Source organism: Pseudomonas sp. BS-2016 (genome assembly GCF_001806145.1).
Taxonomy (GTDB): Bacteria; Pseudomonadota; Gammaproteobacteria; order Pseudomonadales; family Pseudomonadaceae; genus Aquipseudomonas; species Aquipseudomonas lundensis.
In genome coordinates this window covers 94,417-112,151 of sequence record NZ_MLCT01000032.1, presented here as the reverse complement: position 1 = coordinate 112,151, position 17,735 = coordinate 94,417, and the positions used below count along the sequence as shown (strand labels likewise).

The 17,735-nt window shown below is 56.4% G+C and carries 20 protein-coding genes; 16 read left to right on the top strand and 4 right to left on the bottom strand.

Features of this window, described 5'->3' with window-relative positions:
• Window positions 1-124 precede the first annotated feature (124 nt).
• From cycA to BKD70_RS16880, 3 genes are all read left to right on the top strand, one after another.
• Window positions 125-1,537 carry a D-serine/D-alanine/glycine transporter gene (gene cycA, locus BKD70_RS16890; RefSeq protein ID WP_047275176.1) on the top strand — a complete coding sequence of 471 codons (1,413 nt, stop codon included), beginning with the start codon at window positions 125-127 and terminating at the stop codon, window positions 1,535-1,537.
• A gap of 224 nt (window positions 1,538-1,761) precedes the next feature.
• Window positions 1,762-3,168 carry an aspartate aminotransferase family protein gene (locus BKD70_RS16885; protein WP_047275174.1) on the top strand — a complete coding sequence of 469 codons (1,407 nt, stop codon included), beginning with the start codon at window positions 1,762-1,764 and terminating at the stop codon, window positions 3,166-3,168.
• Window positions 3,169-3,250: 82 nt separating this feature from the next.
• The gene (locus BKD70_RS16880; protein ID WP_047275172.1) at window positions 3,251-3,472 is read left to right on the top strand and encodes an MbtH family protein; all 222 of its coding nucleotides are present in this window, start codon (window positions 3,251-3,253) and stop codon (window positions 3,470-3,472) included.
• A gap of 83 nt (window positions 3,473-3,555) precedes the next feature.
• Here the strand turns inward: BKD70_RS16880 and BKD70_RS16875 are convergent, their stop codons facing one another.
• Window positions 3,556-4,635, bottom strand: a complete 1,080-nt coding sequence (locus BKD70_RS16875; RefSeq protein WP_047275170.1) for an asparaginase — start codon at window positions 4,633-4,635, stop codon at window positions 3,556-3,558.
• A gap of 440 nt (window positions 4,636-5,075) precedes the next feature.
• On the opposite strand from BKD70_RS16875, the gene BKD70_RS16870 reads away from it, so the two are divergent.
• The 6 genes from BKD70_RS16870 to rbsD are packed head-to-tail and all read left to right on the top strand — an operon-like array spanning window position 5,076 to window position 10,976.
• The gene (locus BKD70_RS16870; RefSeq protein WP_047275168.1) at window positions 5,076-6,026 is read left to right on the top strand and encodes a sugar ABC transporter substrate-binding protein; all 951 of its coding nucleotides are present in this window, start codon (window positions 5,076-5,078) and stop codon (window positions 6,024-6,026) included.
• A gap of 53 nt (window positions 6,027-6,079) precedes the next feature.
• A complete protein-coding gene (locus BKD70_RS16865; RefSeq protein WP_047275166.1) occupies window positions 6,080-7,633 on the top strand; it encodes a sugar ABC transporter ATP-binding protein in 1,554 nt (517 codons plus the stop codon).
• Window positions 7,630-8,607, top strand: a complete 978-nt coding sequence (locus BKD70_RS16860; protein WP_047275164.1) for an ABC transporter permease — start codon at window positions 7,630-7,632, stop codon at window positions 8,605-8,607. The genes BKD70_RS16865 and BKD70_RS16860 overlap by 4 nt, the downstream gene beginning before the upstream one ends.
• Before the next feature lie 3 nt (window positions 8,608-8,610).
• Window positions 8,611-9,645 (top strand): LacI family DNA-binding transcriptional regulator, encoded by a 1,035-nt coding sequence (locus tag BKD70_RS16855; RefSeq protein WP_047275162.1) that lies wholly within the window; start codon window positions 8,611-8,613, stop codon window positions 9,643-9,645.
• A 9-nt stretch (window positions 9,646-9,654) separates the two neighbouring features.
• Complete coding sequence (gene rbsK / locus BKD70_RS16850; protein WP_047275160.1) at window positions 9,655-10,575, top strand: ribokinase; 921 nt, start codon at window positions 9,655-9,657, stop codon at window positions 10,573-10,575.
• Complete coding sequence (rbsD, locus tag BKD70_RS16845; protein WP_047275158.1) at window positions 10,572-10,976, top strand: D-ribose pyranase; 405 nt, start codon at window positions 10,572-10,574, stop codon at window positions 10,974-10,976. Before rbsK ends, rbsD begins: the two co-directional genes overlap by 4 nt.
• Before the next feature lie 129 nt (window positions 10,977-11,105).
• Here the strand turns inward: rbsD and BKD70_RS16840 are convergent, their stop codons facing one another.
• Window positions 11,106-11,300, bottom strand: a complete 195-nt coding sequence (locus BKD70_RS16840) for a hypothetical protein (protein ID WP_047275157.1) — start codon at window positions 11,298-11,300, stop codon at window positions 11,106-11,108.
• 133 nt (window positions 11,301-11,433) lie between these two features.
• Between BKD70_RS16840 and BKD70_RS16835 the strand changes: the two genes are divergently transcribed.
• Both BKD70_RS16835 and BKD70_RS16830 read left to right on the top strand, forming a co-directional pair.
• Window positions 11,434-11,739: a hypothetical protein gene (locus tag BKD70_RS16835; protein ID WP_047275155.1), complete on the top strand. Its 306-nt coding sequence runs from the start codon at window positions 11,434-11,436 to the stop codon at window positions 11,737-11,739.
• Window positions 11,740-11,898: 159 nt separating this feature from the next.
• Window positions 11,899-12,210, top strand: a complete 312-nt coding sequence (locus BKD70_RS16830; RefSeq protein ID WP_047275153.1) for an I78 family peptidase inhibitor — start codon at window positions 11,899-11,901, stop codon at window positions 12,208-12,210.
• Window positions 12,211-12,279: 69 nt separating this feature from the next.
• Here BKD70_RS16830 and BKD70_RS16825 read toward each other — a convergent pair whose 3' ends face one another.
• Both BKD70_RS16825 and BKD70_RS16820 read right to left on the bottom strand, forming a co-directional pair.
• The gene (locus BKD70_RS16825; RefSeq protein WP_003179963.1) at window positions 12,280-12,492 is read right to left on the bottom strand and encodes a cold-shock protein; all 213 of its coding nucleotides are present in this window, start codon (window positions 12,490-12,492) and stop codon (window positions 12,280-12,282) included.
• Between the two features lie 295 nt (window positions 12,493-12,787).
• Window positions 12,788-13,114: a hypothetical protein gene (locus BKD70_RS16820; RefSeq protein WP_047275148.1), complete on the bottom strand. Its 327-nt coding sequence runs from the start codon at window positions 13,112-13,114 to the stop codon at window positions 12,788-12,790.
• Between the two features lie 355 nt (window positions 13,115-13,469).
• Here BKD70_RS16820 and thrS point away from each other — a divergent pair, with 355 nt between their 5' ends.
• The 5 genes from thrS to pheS all read left to right on the top strand — a co-directional run bounded on the left by thrS (window position 13,470) and on the right by pheS (window position 17,710).
• Window positions 13,470-15,392 (top strand): threonine--tRNA ligase, encoded by a 1,923-nt coding sequence (gene thrS, locus BKD70_RS16815; protein ID WP_047275146.1) that lies wholly within the window; start codon window positions 13,470-13,472, stop codon window positions 15,390-15,392.
• A complete protein-coding gene (gene infC, locus BKD70_RS16810; protein WP_169835808.1) occupies window positions 15,392-15,943 on the top strand; it encodes a translation initiation factor IF-3 in 552 nt (183 codons plus the stop codon). The genes thrS and infC overlap by 1 nt, the downstream gene beginning before the upstream one ends.
• 60 nt (window positions 15,944-16,003) lie before the next feature.
• A complete protein-coding gene (rpmI, locus tag BKD70_RS16805) occupies window positions 16,004-16,198 on the top strand; it encodes a 50S ribosomal protein L35 (RefSeq protein WP_002553160.1) in 195 nt (64 codons plus the stop codon).
• Between the two features lie 29 nt (window positions 16,199-16,227).
• Window positions 16,228-16,584 (top strand): 50S ribosomal protein L20, encoded by a 357-nt coding sequence (gene rplT / locus BKD70_RS16800; protein WP_047275143.1) that lies wholly within the window; start codon window positions 16,228-16,230, stop codon window positions 16,582-16,584.
• A 109-nt stretch (window positions 16,585-16,693) separates the two neighbouring features.
• Window positions 16,694-17,710: a phenylalanine--tRNA ligase subunit alpha gene (gene pheS, locus BKD70_RS16795; protein WP_047275141.1), complete on the top strand. Its 1,017-nt coding sequence runs from the start codon at window positions 16,694-16,696 to the stop codon at window positions 17,708-17,710.
• The last annotated feature ends 25 nt before the right edge of the window (window positions 17,711-17,735 follow it).

The following is a 17,735-nucleotide window of genomic DNA, read 5'->3' as shown; positions in this document are numbered from 1 at the left end:
TCCGGCAAGCACTGATGCAGCTCAGTGTTTTGCGTGCGCGTCGCCTTTAAAGTACCCCTCGATTTATAAGGGGGTTAAGTCAACTCCACCGATAAGAAAAATCCACTTGCAAGGTAAAAGAACATTGAAGGATTCAGCGTTTGATCAGCCGCCTGTCGGTGAACCTCACGAACTCCAGCGCAGTTTGTCCAACCGTCACATTCAACTGATTGCCATTGGCGGCGCCATCGGCACCGGCCTGTTCATGGGCTCGGGCAAGACCATCAGCCTGGCGGGCCCCTCGATCATTTTTGTGTACATGATCATTGGCTTCATGCTGTTTTTTGTCATGCGCGCCATGGGTGAGTTGCTGTTATCCAACCTCAAGTACAAGTCGTTCATTGATTTCTCGGCCGACTTGCTGGGGCCGATGGCCGGTTACTTCATGGGCTGGACCTACTGGTTTTGCTGGATCGTCACCGGGATTGCGGATGTGATCGCGATTTCTGGGTACACGCAGTTCTGGTTTCCGGACGTCCCCTTATGGATGCCGGCGGTCGGGTGCGTGGCGCTGTTGCTGTCGCTGAACCTGATCACCGTGAAGATGTTCGGTGAGCTGGAGTTCTGGTTTGCCATGATCAAGATCGTCGCCATTTGTGCGTTGGTTTGCACCGGGTTGTACATGGTGGTCACGGCCTATCAGTCCCCCGCGGGGCACGCTGCAACGCTGAGCAACCTGTGGAATGACGGCGGGATGTTCCCCCATGGGCTGATGGGCTTTTTTGCCGGGTTCCAGATCGCTGTATTTGCCTTTGTCGGGATCGAGCTGGCTGGCACCACCGCCGCCGAGACCAAAGACCCGGAGCGTAATTTGCCCCGCGCGATCAACTCGATTCCGCTGCGCATCATCATGTTCTACGTGTTCGCGCTGATGGCGATTCTGGCCGTCACGCCATGGCGCGACGTGGTCGCGGACAAAAGCCCTTTTGTTGAGTTGTTCATGCTGGCGGGGCTTCCGGCGGCGGCAGGCATCATCAACTTCGTGGTGCTGACCTCGGCCGCTTCATCGGCCAACAGCGGCGTTTTCTCTACCAGTCGCATGCTCTACGGCCTGGCGCTGGAAGGGGATGCGCCGCAGAAATTCAAGCACCTGTCGCAGCGCGCCGTGCCTTCCAACGGGCTGATCTTCTCGTGCATTTGCCTGCTGGCCGGGGCGCTGGTGATTTACCTGATCCCCAACCTGATGCACGCCTTCACCCTGATTACCACGGTGTCTGCGACCCTGTTCATGTTTGTCTGGTCGATGATTCTGTTGTCCTACCTGGCCTACCGCAAGCAGCGCGCGCACTTGCATCAGGCATCGCGTTACAAGATGCCGGGCGGCAAAGTGATGGTCTGGGTGTGTCTGGCGTTCTTTGCCTTCATTCTGGTGTTGCTGGCGCTGGAGGACGACACGCGGCAGGCGTTGTACGTGGTGCCGGGCTGGTTCCTGCTGTTGGGACTGGCCTACCGGTCCATTGTGCGCAACAAGCTGCAGGCGGCCAAAGGACTGCAATAAAGCGTGTATTGACGTGATGTATTACAAGGGGATGGCCTGCAAGGTGCCATCCCCTTTGTCGTTCTGGCGATCCGTGGCGCGTGGATTGTGTGATTCGCCTCTAAATCCGGGCCCCGCCAATGCGTTTCCAAAGCAGGAAAACCTGCAGCGCTCTTTCGTGCATCGAAAGTCCTCGCAGGTCTGCGGTTTTGGTCAATCTCATCAGCGCATTGAGGGTCCCAGAAATGTCAGTCGCTACCAGTCTTGTCGACGATCAGCCGGGTCGGGTCTGTACGACCGAAACGCTGTATGAATTTGAAGAATCTCCCTTGTTGGCCCGTCAGAGCCGCCAAGAATCCAACGCGCGCAGTTACCCGCGGCGCATTCCGCTGGCGTTGAAACGCGCCAAGGGGCTGTACGTCGAAGACGTGGAAGGCCGGCGCTTTATCGACTGCCTGGCAGGCGCGGGTACCTTGGCGCTCGGGCATAACCACCCGGTAGTGATTGAGGCGATCCGCAAGGTGCTGGACGACGGTTTGCCTTTGCATACGCTGGACCTGACCACGCCGGTCAAGGATCAGTTTGTGCAGGACCTGTTTGGCCTGTTGCCAGACGCCTTGGCCCAAGAAGCGAAAATCCAGTTTTGTGGCCCCACCGGCACCGACGCGGTAGAAGCGGCGTTGAAGCTGGTGCGCACGGCCACCGGGCGCAACACAGTGATTTCGTTCCAGGGCGGTTATCACGGCATGAGCCAAGGGGCGTTGAGCCTGATGGGAAGCCTTGGCCCGAAAAAACCCATGGCCGCCTTGCTGGGCAATGGGGTGCAATTTATGCCGTACCCGTACGATTACCGTTGCCCGTTTGGCCTCGGCGGGGAGCAAGGGGTGAAGGCCAACTTGCATTACCTGCACACGCTGTTCAGTGATCCGGAAGCCGGCGTGCAATTACCTGCCGCCGTGATCGTTGAGGTGGTGCAGGGCGAAGGCGGTGTGATCCCGGCGGACCTGGACTGGCTGCGAGGGCTGCGGCGCCTCACGGAGCAGGCCGGGGTGGCGTTGATCGTTGATGAAATCCAGAGCGGTTTCGCCCGCACCGGCAAGATGTTCGCCTTTGAACACGCGGGCATCGTGCCTGATGTGGTGGTGCTGTCCAAAGCCATTGGTGGCAGTTTGCCGTTGGCGGTGGTGGTCTATCGCGAGTGGCTCGACACGTGGCTACCCGGTGCCCATGCCGGTACTTTCCGCGGTAATCAGATGGCTATGGCCGCGGGCAGTGCCGTGATGCGCTACCTCAAGGAGCACAATGTTGCGGCGCACGCGGCAGCCATGGGTGAGCGTTTGAGTGAGCACTTGCACATCCTGCAGCGCGACTTCCCGCAATTGGGTGATATCCGGGGGCGCGGGCTGATGCTGGGCGTGGAATTGGTTGACCCGTCTGGCCTGCCTGACGCGCTGGGCCACCCACCAGCCTTTGGCCGACTGGCGCCGTTGGTACAGCGCGAATGCCTCAAGCGCGGATTGATTCTGGAACTGGGGGGGCGGCACGGCAGTGTGGTGCGGTTCCTGCCACCGCTGATCATCACCGGCGCCGAGATCGATCACGTGGCGGCCATGTTCGGCAATGCCCTGGCGGCGGCCATCGCCCGGCTCTAATTCCCGGCGTTGATCGCTCGTTTGTTCTATGACCCCGGCTGCGCGTGTTGGCGCAGCGGCTTAATGCGATGGAGACCCGCACATGAGTTCAGTATTTGACCGCGACGATATTCTTTTTCAGGTGGTGGTGAACCACGAAGACCAGTACTCGATCTGGCCTGATTACAAAGCCATTCCGAACGGCTGGCGTGCGGTGGGCAAGAGCGGCTTGAAGCCCGAATGCCTGGCCTACATCGAGGAGGTGTGGACGGACATGCGCCCGCTGAGCCTGCGCCAAAAGATGGATGCCGTGGCAACGCACTGAATCGCGCACTCACAAAAAAGCCAACTGACATGAATGTGTCAGTTGGCTTTTTTAATGCTCAGACGCCAGGGCGTCCGCTTGACTCAGTATTCCCAGAAAATCCGCTGCAGCTCTTTGCTGTCCTGGGTTTTGGTCAGGGCGACCATGGCCAGAATGCGGGCTTTTTGTGGGTTCAGGTCGTGTGCAACGACCCAGTCGTTTTTGTCGTCAGGTTGTTCTGCGTTACGCAGTACGAAACCACCGGCATTCACGTGGGAAGAACGGATGATCTGTACGCCGTCTTTACGCAGGGCTTGCAGGGTCGGCACCACGCGGGATGAAACCGAGCCGTTGCCGGTGCCGACGTGGATGATGGCTTTGGCGCCAGATTGAGCCAGTGCCTTGTAGGCGGTGTCATCAACGTTGCCGTACGAGTAGGCGATGCCTACGTTTGGCAGGCTCTTGATGTTTTTGATGTCGAACTCAGAGTCCATGGTGTGACGCTTGGCAGGCAAACGGAACCAGTAGGACTTGCCTTCAACGACCATGCCCAGTGGGCCCCAAGGGCTTTTGAACGCTTCGGTCTTGATGTTCATCATTTTGCTGACATCGCGGCCCGACTGGATTTCGTCGTTCATGGTGACCAGAACGCCTTTACCGCGTGCCTCCTTGCTGCCTGCAACGGCGACGGCGTTGTACAGGTTCAGCATGCCGTCAGCCGACATGGCTGTGCCCGGACGCATCGAGCCGACCACCACGATTGGCTTGTCGGTTTTTTCAACCAGATCCAGGAAGTACGCGGTCTCTTCCAGCGTGTCGGTGCCGTGGGTGATCACGATACCGTCGACGTCTTTGCTGTCGGCCAACTCGGCAACGCGGCGGCCCAATTGCAGCAGGTTGTCGTTGGTGATGCTTTCAGAGGCGATCTGCATCACTTGTTCGCCACGCACATTGGCCAATTGGCTCAACTCGGGTACACCGGCGATCAGTTGATCGATACCCACTTTGGCGGCGGTGTAGGTAGCGCTGTTGGCAGCGCTCGCACCGGCACCGGCGATGGTGCCGCCGGTTGCCAGAATAATGACGTTCGGTTTGGCAGGGGCTTCTTGTGCCTGAACGCTTGGCATGACCAGCAGAAGGGCCAATGCGCCCGGAACAATCGATTTCAAGACAGCTTTTTTCATTATGTTCTCTCTTAATGATGAGAGTGCTGATGCACATACACCTAGCACGGCACGTGCCATCCACTGGCCGCGTGCTGGCCATATAAAGGCATGTTTTGTGCCATTCTTTTCAGGATGTTTATTATTTACCTAACTATATGATTTTTAAGGATAAAAAATAAATTTAGAGTGTTTAATCAAATCAAAAAGAGACGGTTATCCGAATTTGGCTGTAACTTTTCGTACGGAAAGGCGTCCGTTCGTCGGTTTAATGGCGCCATTTTTTGTCGTTGACAAATACAAGTCGGGTTTCCATAGTGAGGTTCAAGCAAACGTTTGCGCGGTGGTGTCCCGTTCTTTATGAGTGCCTTTCGGCGCTTCAGACCGGGCGCTTTTGCAATGGCTGCCAGCCCGCGCAAACAGGATGTCGCTCACAATAATCATAAGATCGGAGTACTCCCATGAAGCTGCCCTTTGCTGGACGCTTGCTCGCCGTCGCCTTGTTCACAGCGGCCTCGTTTTCCCTTCCTCTTGCCCATGCCGACGCCTCCACACCCAAAGTCGGTCTGGTGATGAAGTCATTGGCCAATGAGTTTTTTGTCACCATGACCCAGGGGGCCGAGGACTATCAAAAACAGCACCCGGCTGATTTCGAGTTGATTTCCAACGGCATCAAGAACGAAACCGATACTCAGGGGCAGATAGACATCATCAACCAGATGATCATTGCCAAAGTCGATGGTCTGGTGATCGCCCCGGCTGACTCCAAGGCATTGATCCGCGCCATTGAAAAGGCTCGGGATGCCGGGATTGTCGTGGTGAACATCGATAACCAGCTCGACCCGAAAGTGCTGAAAAAAAAGCAGCTGGATGTCCCGTTTGTAGGGCCTGATAACCGGGCTGGCGCGCGCAAAGTGGGTGAGTACCTGGCGCGCAAGCTGAACGCCGGCGACGAGGTGGCCATCATTGAAGGCGTGTCGACCACCACCAACGCACAGCAACGCACGGCGGGCTTCAAAGACGCCATGAAAGCGGCGCACATCAAGGTGGTGTCCGTGCAGTCCGGTAATTGGGAAATTGAAGGCGGCAACAAGCAGGCCGCTGCGATTCTGAGCGAGTACCCCAATGTGAAGGCTCTGTTGGCGGGCAACGACAGCATGGCGATTGGCGCTGTATCGGCCATTCGTGCCGCCGGTAAGGCCGGTAAGGTGCAGGTGGTCGGCTACGACAACATCGATGCCATCAAGCCGATGCTGAAGAACGGCCGTGTGCTGGCTACCGCAGACCAGGCCGCCGCCCAGCAGGCTGTTTTCGGTATTCAGACCGCGCTCAAGCTGATCAAGAACGAGCCGGTCGACGCACTGAAAGACGGGGTTATCGCGACGCCGGTTGAGCTGATCACCACCCCCTGATCCGTCCATACCCTTGGCACCTGCGTGTTTGACCGGGTGCCTGGAGACATTTGATGCCAACTTCAGAGGCTGACGTGGTGCTTTCAGTGTGCGGCGTAGGTAAAACCTATGCGCAACCCGTCTTGAGCGCGATTGACCTGACCCTTTATCGCGGCGAGGTGTTGGCGCTGACGGGTGAAAACGGGGCCGGCAAAAGCACTTTGTCGAAAATCATCGGCGGGCTGGAAGCCCCTTCCACCGGTCAGATGCACTACAACGGTCTGCCTTATGCGCCCGGTAGCCGCGCAGAGGCCGAGCGGTTGGGGGTGCGCATGGTGATGCAAGAACTCAATCTGTTACCGACGCTGACCGTGGCGGAAAATCTGTTTCTCGACCATCTGCCCGCCCGCGTCGGGTGGATCAATCGCAAGCGCTTGCGTCAGGCAGCGATCGACGCCATGGCGCAAGTCGGCCTTGAGGCCATTGACCCCGACACGCTGGTAGGCGAGTTGGGGGTAGGCCACCAGCAGATGGTGGAAATCGCCCGCAACCTGATTGGCGACTGCCAGGTGCTGATTCTCGACGAGCCGACGGCCATGCTCACGGCCCGCGAAGTCGAGTTGCTGTTTATCCAGATCACCCGGTTACAGGCGCGGGGCGTCGCGATTGTTTACATCTCTCACCGACTCGAAGAGCTGGCGCGGGTAGCCCGGCGCATTGCGGTCCTGCGGGACGGGCATCTGGTGTGTGTTGAACCCATTGCCAATCATGACAGCCAGCAATGGGTCAACCTGATGGTCGGGCGCGAGCTGGGCGATCACTTGCCGATGGGCGAGCGTCCTCTGGGCGAGCCTGTGCTGAGGGTTTCAGGGCTAGGCCGTGGCACTAAAGTGATGGATGTTTCGTTTGAGGTCCGCCGGGGTGAAATTTTCGGTATATCCGGCCTGATCGGGGCAGGGCGCACAGAATTGTTGCGTCTGATTTATGGTGCAGACCACGCTGACAGTGGCACGGTCGCCGTGGGCAACCCTCTGAAGACCGTGTCGATTCGCAGCCCGATGGACGCTGTCAGGCACGGTATCGCCTTGATTACCGAGGACCGCAAGGGCGAAGGTTTGCTGATGAGCCAATCCATCAGCAGCAATATCGGCCTGGGCAATATGGAACAGTTGTCGCGGGCAGGTTTCATCAAGGGTGAGCAAGAGCGGGCGCTGGCCCGGCGCCAGATTGACGCAATGGGCATTCGCTGTTGCGGGCCCGAGCAGGTCGTCTCGCAACTGTCGGGTGGCAATCAGCAGAAAGTCGTGATCGGCCGCTGGCTTGAGCGCGACTGCGGCGTATTGCTGTTTGATGAGCCTACTCGCGGCATTGATATCGGGGCCAAATTCGATATCTATCGCCTGCTTGCCGACTTGACCCGAGAGGGCAAGGCATTGGTCGTGGTGTCCAGCGACTTGCGCGAATTGATGCTGATTTGTGACCGCATTGGGGTGATGTCGGCAGGGCGCCTGACCGATACCTTCAAGCGCGACAGCTGGCGTCAGGAACAACTGCTGGCGGCTGCGTTTGCCGGTTATCACACACACGATGCACCACTGGCGTCAGTGGCGCCCAAGGACATTGCATGAACGCCAGTTCCTCGCCGCGCAACGCTGCGCACAATTTCTACGGCATGGGCACCTATGTGGGATTGGCTGGCGCGTTGCTTGCCATGATCGTGCTCTTTTCAAGTTTGAGTGATCACTTTTTTTCCTATGACACGTTGAGCACCTTGGCCAATCAGATTCCAGACCTGATGGTGCTCGCGGTGGGCATGACGTTTGTCTTGATCATCGGCGGCATTGATTTGTCAGTTGGCTCCGTGCTGGCGCTGGCGGCTTCGGTGGTGAGCGTCGCGATCCTGGGATGGGGCTGGAGCGTATTGCCCGCCGCATTGCTGGGCATGGGCTGTGCGGCGGCGGTGGGTACCTTTACGGGTTCGATCACCGTTGCCTGGCGCATTCCTTCATTCATCGTGTCGCTAGGGGTGCTTGAAATGGCCCGCGGCGCAGCGTACCAAATGACCGGGTCGCGTACCGCTTACATTGGCGATGAGTTCGCGTGGTTGTCCGATCCGATTGCCTTTGGTATCGCACCGTCTTTCATTATTGCGTTGCTGGTGATTCTGGTTGCGCAGGTGATATTGACCCGTACGGTTTTCGGACGCTATCTGATCGGGATCGGCACCAATGAAGAGGCAGTCCGTCTGGCGGGCATCAACCCCAAACCTTACAAGGTGCTGGTATTCAGCCTGATGGGCCTGCTCGCCGGGGTGGCGGCCTTGTTCCAGATATCGCGTCTGGAGGCCGCAGACCCTAATGCCGGGGCGGGTCTGGAGCTGCAAGTGATCGCCGCCGTGGTGATTGGCGGGACGAGTCTGATGGGGGGCCGCGGTTCAGTGATCAGCACGTTTTTCGGGGTGCTGATTATTTCGGTATTGGCCGCCGGGTTAGCGCAGATCGGCGCGACAGATCCGACCAAGCGTATCATCACCGGTGCTGTCATTGTGATGGCAGTGATTTTGGATACTTATCGCAGTCAACGGGCACGGCGACGGAACTAAGCAATGGCAACGATCAAAGATGTTGCGGCAATGGCGGGGATTTCCTACACAACGGTGTCCCATGTCGTGAACAAAACCCGCCCGGTGAGCGAGCCGGTGCGGTTGAAAGTGGAAGAGGCCATTGCGCGCCTGGATTACGTACCGAGCGCGGTGGCGCGCTCTCTCAAAGCCAAGAGCACGGCGACCATCGGTTTGCTGGTGGCTAATAGCCTCAACCCTTATTTCGCTGAGTTGGCACGGGGCATCGAGGATTACTGTGAGCGTAACAACTACTGCGTGATCCTCTGCAATTGCGACGACGATCCGGACAAGCAGCGCAACTACGTGCGGGTGCTGCTGGAAAAACGGGTGGACGGCCTGGTGGTGGCTTCGGCGGGCGGTGATTTGGGGCTGGCCAGCGGTTTGACGGGGGTGCGCACCCCGATGGTGATTGTTGACCGAAGCCTGGAGGGCATCGACGCCGATCTGGTACGAATCGATCATGAGCAGGGGGCCTATCTGGCGACCCGGCATTTGCTTGATCTGGGCCATCGTGCGGTTGCTTGCATCGGGGGGCCGGCCATTACCAGCGTGGCGCAGCTGCGGCTGGCGGGTTATCTGCGTGCCCTGAGTGAGGCCGGGATAGCGCCGCAAGCGCACTGGATGGTTGAAAGTGATTTCAGTTGTACAGGGGGCTATGAGGCCGCTAACCGGTTGTTGGCTGCCGATCCGCCTTCAGCCGTGTTCGCGTGTAACGACATGATGGGCATCGGTGTGTTGCGCGCGGCCGCCGAACGCCAGATTCGAGTGCCCGAGCAACTGTCGGTGATCGGCTTTGATGATGTGCAGATGAGTCGGTATGTGTACCCGGCGTTGACGACAGTCGGGCAGTCAATCCTGCAATTGGGTGAAACTGCCGCTCAGGTTTTGTTACGGCGCATCGCAACACCCGGGCGATCTGTCGAGCAGTTGATCGTCGCTCCCAGTCTCGTGCTGCGAGAATCCACCGGGCCGCACGGGGCTATCGCCCTGCAACGTCTCCAGCAATCCGTCGGTTGAGTGTCGAGCATGCAAGCAAATGTGGTCGTGGTGGGCAGTTTGAATATGGATTTGGTGACGCGCACGCAGCGGTTACCGCAGCCAGGTGAGACGCTGTTTGGGGATGCGCTGCAAACGGTGCATGGCGGTAAAGGCGCTAATCAGGCGGTGGCCGCTGCACGGCTGGGCGCGCGCGTTGCGATGCTGGGGCGCGTTGGCAGTGACGCCTATGGCGCGCAACTGCGAGCGGGCCTGCTGGACGAGCAGATTGAGTGCTCGGGGGTGTGCAGTGTGCCGGGCGGTGTCAGTGGCGTTGCCTTGATTGTTGTGGATGCCCACAGTCAAAACACCATCGTGGTAGTCCCGGGCGCCAATGCTGCTCTGACCCCTGGCGATATCGAGTCCTGTGACGCGATGTTGCAGGGGGCTGAGGTGATCGTCTGCCAACTCGAAGTGCCCTATGACACTGTCGCCCATACGCTGAAGCGGGGTCGGGCGCTCAATAAGACCGTTATCCTCAACCCGGCGCCGGTCAACGGGCCGTTGCCCTCGCAGTGGCTTGAGGCGATTGATTACTTGATCCCCAATGAAAGTGAGGCGCAGGCCCTCAGTGGCGTGGTGGTTGATTCGTTGGCGTCTGCACAGCGCGCTGCTTTCAAGCTGATTGAAGCGGGCGCGCGCAACGTGATTGTGACGCTAGGGGCCAAAGGCGCGCTGTTCGTCAGCGGGCAGAAGGCCGTGCACTTTGCGGCACCGAGCGTGGAAGCGGTCGATGCTACAGCCGCGGGTGACACCTTTGTCGGTGCGTTTTCTGCAGCGCTTGCGCAGGGCAAAAACGAAGATCAAGCAATCCGTTTTGCACAAATTGCGGCAGCCTTGTCTGTTACGCGTCCGGGTGCTCAACCGTCAATTCCGGGCCTGGCTGATGTTTCAGCCTTTGCACAGTCATGAAAAAGACACCACTGCTCAATATCCAGCTCTCACGGTTGATTGCTTCGTTGGGGCATGGCGACGTTGTCGTGATTGCCGACGCAGGTTTGCCGGTGCCCAAAGGGGTGGAGCTGATTGATTTGGCCTTGACCCAGGGGGTGCCGGACCTGGCCACCACCTTGCGCATTGTCTTGAGTGAAATGCAGGTCGAAAGCCATATTCTGGCCAATGAGTTATTCCTGCACCCGTGCGCTGCGCTCACTGCCATTGAGGCTCACACCGAGTTTGGGCTACTGGGGAGCAGGCGGCTGCTGGCCCACGATGCATTCAAAACGTTGTGCCTGAGCGCAAAGGCGATTGTGCGCACGGGGGAGTGCCATCCGTACTGCAATATTGCGCTCATCGCTGGCGTTACGTTTTAACGCGTTGCGGTTCGCGCATCGAGTGTCTTCGGCAGCGTGACGAGCTTGGTCGCTCGGGTTCAGCGGTTAAGTGAGTGAGCGCGCGGCATGGAGACTGATGCAAAAGGAGAGTGGGGAGTCGCTGTGCCCTCAGGTCGCCTTTACAGGCAGGCCATATTTCTCGAAGACCTGATCGGTAAAGGCCTTGGCCGCTTCCGTGCCGAGTTCTTTTACCAGCAGGTCTATGCCGATAATGGCCAACTCTTCGGGGCTGCCTGGGCTGTAAGAACACTGTCCCTGTTGCCATTTCGCCTTGATGTCGGCGTCAATACTGACGTTGCTCATGGTTGGACTCGTTGCGTTAAAACGCTGGATCTTAGCAAAATGCCACTGAGATGCCATCAGTGTGGCAGCCCCCATGCGCGCCAGACAGCCCGTTGGCGTGTCACACTGACCATTTGAGGGAGTGAGCATTACGATGCATATCGATTTGAATAACCCAGAGGGGTTGACGCCGGAGGCTGTCAGGCAGCTATTAGCTTCGGCCAGTGATGATGTGCACACGCAGTTGCGCGTATCCAAAGACGGGCGCGCGTACCTGTCTTCAGGCGTGGTGGGCGGTACAGACATTGACGGGCTGCTGTTCAGGCTGGAAACCTGGGCAGCGGGTTCCGGGTATGTGGGTAACGTTGCAGCCAGCGATGAGGTTTGGGTCATGCAAATCTTCAATGCCTTGAAGGAGAATTGGCCCAATCCCCCGTTCGATTACATCGATGTGTATTGATGCAGCACACATTCCGTGACGATTAAGTAAAGGCGATACACTGCTTCTCGTCCAAAATCACGCGCCTGCGGTCACGCGTAATTCTTGCCTGGCGCTGTGCAACCTCTTTGCGCAAAAGCTGTCGCAAAGGTCTCGACTATTTAATGTTAAGGAGGCTCCATGTCCTGGAAGCTAGTGTCATTGGGTTCATTGCTGGCCGTGCTGGCGCTGTCTGGGTGCAGTACGCCGAGTTCTGACCAGGAACCTGCGACCACCGCCACCGCACACACGCGTTGTGACGCTCAAGCCGCAGCCTTTGCGGTCGGCCAAAAAGCGTCGGCGCAGCTCCTGGAGCAAGCCCGCGTCAAAGCGGGTGCGCAGACCGCCCGTATCCTCGGGCCTAACGATGTCATGACGCTTGAGTACCGCTCCGATCGCCTGAACCTCAATGCCGATGGCAATGCCGTCATTACACGCGTGAACTGCGGGTAAGCCGTTCGCGTTTGTAGTAGGCACAAAAAACCCCGTCACCTGGACGGGGTTTTTTTGTTCGAAGGAGATTTACTCCGGACGAACCTGTGCAGCTTGCATACCCTTTTGGCCTTTCTCAGCCACGAAGGAAACGGTTTGGCCTTCTTTCAGGCTTTTGAAACCGTCGCTTTCGATAGCTTTGAAGTGTACGAACAGGTCGTCACCGCCACCTTGAGGAGTGATGAAGCCGAAGCCTTTTTCATCGTTGAACCATTTTACGGTGCCGGTTTGGCGATTAGACATGGTGTATCTCCAAGAAACTTATATTTTCAGTAGTACTGTGCTGCTCAGGCCAACTGGGCACACTTGGCTATCATAGTCGAAATGTGGGATTTGGGAGCCCCCCTGCGTCACAGTTTGATGCTTTGTCAGCGTGTTCGAGCTGCGATGAAAGCCTGAAAGCCCCGTCTTATGGGGCTTTGACCATTAAAGTGGCGCTTAAAAAAAGCATTATTTCTTACGCTTTTTTTATATGGATGGCCAATTTTCATGCCTTTTCTGCTCGGTCAAGGCATAGGCAGCCGCAACTCCAGCATGTTTATTTCATGGGTTTAGCGGGGGCGGCCGCTGTGGCGCGGCATGACTGGATCGCATCCAGAGCCTGTGTGCGCAGTTCAGCACTAGGTTGTACTTTTTTGCTCATCAACTGCTTGATCTGTGCTGTTGAAAAATTGGCAGACAATTTATCAGCGCCGCATGCGCAATATTCTTCAGCCTTTTTTTTGTCGATGTTTTGGCTGGCAGCAGCGACGCAGTCCTTCATGTAGTCTTTTTTAAGGGCTGCAGGCCAATTGCCCGCGTGAGCGCTCAGTGGCAGAAGCAGTGCCAATGGGGTTGCGAGAGCCAAAAAACGTTTCATGGACATATGATGTTCCTTACAGAATGTGAGGCTAAATGTGATTCACGCAGTATTTGAGGGGCCAAGTGCAGCTCAAGTTCACCATTTTGCAACGCGGGCAGTATTTTGGCTGCCTCAAGCTGAGCCCTCCATCATGCCGTCATGTGTGTTAGCATGCCGCCCTTGGTTTGTCGTGGTGATGTTCTGCATCCCGCGAAACAGAGCCATACACTTTTGATTTGAACTCCAGTCACTCTGGTTCGGTTAACGGTTGGCCGCAAGGCTCCTGCCACTGTGAGGCAGGCTCACCACCGAATCGCGTACTGGCTCATCCCAACCCACGTGACCTTTGGTAGGGGTCACCACTAGGAGAGGAGGCGCCATGCCAACTATTACTCTTCCCGACGGCAGTCAACGTTCTTTCGATCATGCAGTTTCAGTCGCCGAAGTTGCCGCTTCGATTGGCGCAGGTCTGGCGAAAGCCACTGTGGCCGGTAAAGTCAACGGCAAGCTGGTTGATGCCTGTGACCTGATTGAAAATGACGCCACGCTGCAAATCATCACGCCCAAGGATGAAGAGGGGCTGGAGATCATTCGTCACTCTTGCGCCCACCTCGTTGGCCATGCAGTGAAGCAGTTGTATCCAACGGCCAAAATGGTCATTGGTCCTGTCATTCAGGAAGGCTTCTACTATGACATTTTCTACGATCGTCCTTTTACTCCTGAGGACATGGCTGCTATTGAGCAGCGCATGCAGCAGTTGATCGAGAAAGATTACGACGTCATCAAGAAAGTCACGCCGCGTGCCGAAGTGATCCAGCTGTTTTCCGAGCGCGGCGAAGATTACAAGTTGCGCCTGATTGAAGATATGCCTGACGAGCAGGCCATGGGTCTGTACTTCCATGAAGAATACGTCGACATGTGCCGTGGTCCTCACGTGCCTAACACGCGTTTCTTGAAATCGTTCAAGCTGACAAAATTGTCGGGCGCCTACTGGCGTGGCGATGCTAAGAATGAGCAGTTGCAGCGTATTTACGGCACTGCGTGGGCTGACAAGAAGCAATTGGCTGCCTACATTCAGCGCATCGAAGAAGCCGAGAAGCGCGATCACCGCAAAATCGGTAAGCGTCTGGGGCTTTTCCATACTCAGGAAGAAGCGCCCGGGATGGTGTTCTGGCATCCAAACGGCTGGACCCTTTACCAGGTTCTTGAGCAGTACATGCGCAAGGTGCAGCGTGAGAATGGGTATCTTGAGATCAAGACACCTCAGGTCGTGGACCGCAGCTTGTGGGAAAAGTCCGGTCACTGGGCCAACTACGCTGAAAACATGTTCACGACTGAGTCGGAAAACCGCGATTACGCGATCAAGCCAATGAACTGCCCATGCCACGTGCAGGTCTTTAATCAGGGTTTGAAAAGCTACCGTGAGTTGCCAATGCGTCTGGCCGAATTCGGTGCTTGCCACCGTAACGAGCCGTCGGGTGCTCTGCACGGCATCATGCGGGTTCGTGCATTCACTCAAGACGATGCGCATATCTTTTGTACTGAAGAGCAGATGCAGGCCGAATCGGCGGCATTCATCAAGCTCACCCTTGATGTCTATGCTGACTTCGGTTTCAAGGATATCGAACTGAAACTGTCTACTCGCCCTGAAAAGCGCGTGGGTTCGGATGAGTTGTGGGATCGCGCCGAAAGCGCATTGGCCTCGGCGCTTGACAGTGCTGGCCTGGCGTACGATCTGCAGCCGGGTGAAGGCGCCTTTTACGGTCCGAAGATTGAGTTTTCTTTGAAAGATTGTCTGGGTCGTGTCTGGCAGTGTGGTACCTTGCAGCTCGATTTCAATCTGCCGATTCGTCTTGGTGCTGAATATGTCTCCGAAGACAACAGCCGCAAGCATCCGGTTATGCTGCACCGCGCGATCCTTGGATCGTTCGAGCGTTTCGTCGGTATTCTGATTGAACACTACGAAGGTGCGTTCCCTGCGTGGTTGGCGCCAACCCAGGCAGTGATCATGAATATCACTGATAAACAGGCCGATTTTGCTGCTGAAGTTGAAAAAACTCTTAATCAGAGCGGATTTCGTGCCAAGTCAGACTTGAGAAATGAAAAGATCGGCTTTAAAATCCGCGAGCATACTTTGCTCAAGGTTCCTTATCTCTTGGTTATCGGAGATCGGGAAGTCGAGATGCAGACTGTCGCTGTGCGTACACGTGAAGGTGCTGACCTGGGCTCGATGCCCGTCGCGCAATTCGCTGAATTCCTCGCACAAGCGGTTTCCCGGCGTGGTCGCCATGATTCGGAGTAATTATTATTAAGCGTGAAATGAGACAAGATAAACGAGCTGCACCGAAAGCCCCGATCAACGAGAATATCTCGGCACGCGAGGTTCGGTTAATCGGAGCTGAGGGCGAGCAACTTGGCATTGTCCCGATCGAAGAAGCGCTTCTTAAGGCTGAAGAAGCCAAACTGGATTTGGTGGAAATTTCCGCTGATGCAGTACCACCTGTTTGCAAGCTGATGGATTACGGCAAGTCGATCTTCGAAAAGAAGAAGCAGATTGCCGCAGCGAAGAAAAACCAGAAACAAATCCAGGTTAAAGAAATCAAGTTTCGTCCAGGGACGGAGGAAGGGGATTACCAGGTAAAACTGCGCAACCTGGTACGTTTCCTGAGTGATGGGGACAGGGCCAAGGTGTCGTTAAGATTCCGTGGTCGTGAGATGGCCCACCAGGAGCTGGGTATGGAACTGTTGAAGCGGGTTGAAGCTGACCTCGTCGAATACGGGACCGTCGAACAGCATCCTAAGATGGAAGGACGCCAGCTGATCATGGTCATCGCCCCGAAAAAGAAGAAGTAACCACCAGGGCACGGCAGGCCTTGCGGTTATGTTTATCAACTGAATGCGGAGTATCCGAACATGCCAAAGATGAAGACTAAAAGTGGTGCTGCTAAGCGGTTTCTGAAAACTGCTAACGGTATCAAGCACAAACACGCTTTCAAGAGCCACATCCTGACCAAAATGTCGACCAAGCGTAAGCGTCAATTGCGCGGTAGCAGCTTGCTGCATCCGTCTGACGTGGCAAAAGTCGAGCGCATGCTGCGCCTTCGTTAATTTTTGGTTAAGACTAGAGGAAGTAACTCATGGCTCGTGTAAAGCGTGGCGTTGTCGCCCGTAAACGTCACAAAAAAATTCTGAAACTGGCTAAAGGCTACTACGGTGCACGCTCGCGCGTATTCCGTGTTGCCAAGCAAGCGGTAATCAAGGCAGGCCAATACGCCTACCGTGACCGTCGTCAGAAAAAACGTCAGTTCCGCGCTCTGTGGATCGCTCGTATCAACGCTGGTGCACGTATCAACGGTCTGTCTTACAGCCGTTTCATCGCCGGCCTGAAAAAAGCGTCCATCGAGATCGACCGTAAGGTTCTGGCTGATCTGGCAGTGAACGAAAAAGCGGCGTTTGCTGCGATTGTCGAGAAAGCTAAAGCCACTCTGGCTTAAGTACCCCCGACAGTCACTTGGGCTTGCCTATGTAAGCTCGGGTGTTAAACGTCATAAACAGGGGAAGAGCCTTCAAGCTCTTCCCCTGTTTTGTATCTGGAGTCTGTACATGGAAAACCTGGATGCGCTGGTCTCTAAAGCACTAGAGGCTGTTGAGAGCGCTGAAGATATCAATGCCCTGGAGCAGATCCGGGTTCTTTACCTTGGTAAAAAAGGCGAATTGACTCAGGTGATGAAGACCTTGGGAAATTTGCCGGCAGAGGAGCGCCCACAAGTAGGCGCGCTCATCAATGATGCCAAGGAGCGTGTCACAGTGGTTCTCAATGCGCGCAAGGCTCAGTTTGAGGAGGCCGAGCTGGCCGCCAAACTGTCTGCCGAATCCATTGATGTGACCCTGCCTGGTCGCGGCCAGACCTCCGGCGGTCTGCATCCGGTAACCCGGACTCTGGAACGTATTGAGCAGTTCTTCACCCACATTGGCTACGGCATTGCCGAAGGCCCTGAGGTTGAAGACGATTACCACAATTTCGAGGCGCTCAACATTCCGGGTCACCACCCGGCGCGCTCTATGCACGACACCTTTTATTTCAATGCGAACATGCTGCTGCGTACCCATACCTCGCCGGTCCAGGTTCGCACCATGGAGTCAAAACAACCGCCGATCCGCATTGTCTGCCCGGGGCGTGTTTATCGCAGTGACTCGGATATTACCCATTCGCCTATGTTTCATCAGGTTGAAGGCCTGCTGATTGATCGCGATATCAACTTTGCTGATCTCAAAGGCACGATCGAAGAATTCCTTCGGGTGTTCTTTGAAAAAGAATTGGCCGTTCGTTTTCGCCCTTCTTACTTCCCCTTCACCGAACCCTCGGCAGAAGTGGACATGGAGTGCGTGATGTGCAGCGGCAAGGGTTGTCGCGTCTGCAAACAGACGGGCTGGCTCGAGGTGATGGGGTGCGGAATGGTCCATCCTAATGTTCTGCGTATGTCCGGCATCGACCCTGAAGAGTTCTCGGGTTTTGCTTTCGGCATGGGCGTAGAGCGTTTGGCCATGCTGCGTTACGGTGTGAACGACTTGCGTCTGTTCTTCGATAACGACTTGCGGTTCCTCGGACAATTTCGCTAGTCGTAACGCATTTTTAGGAGAGCAG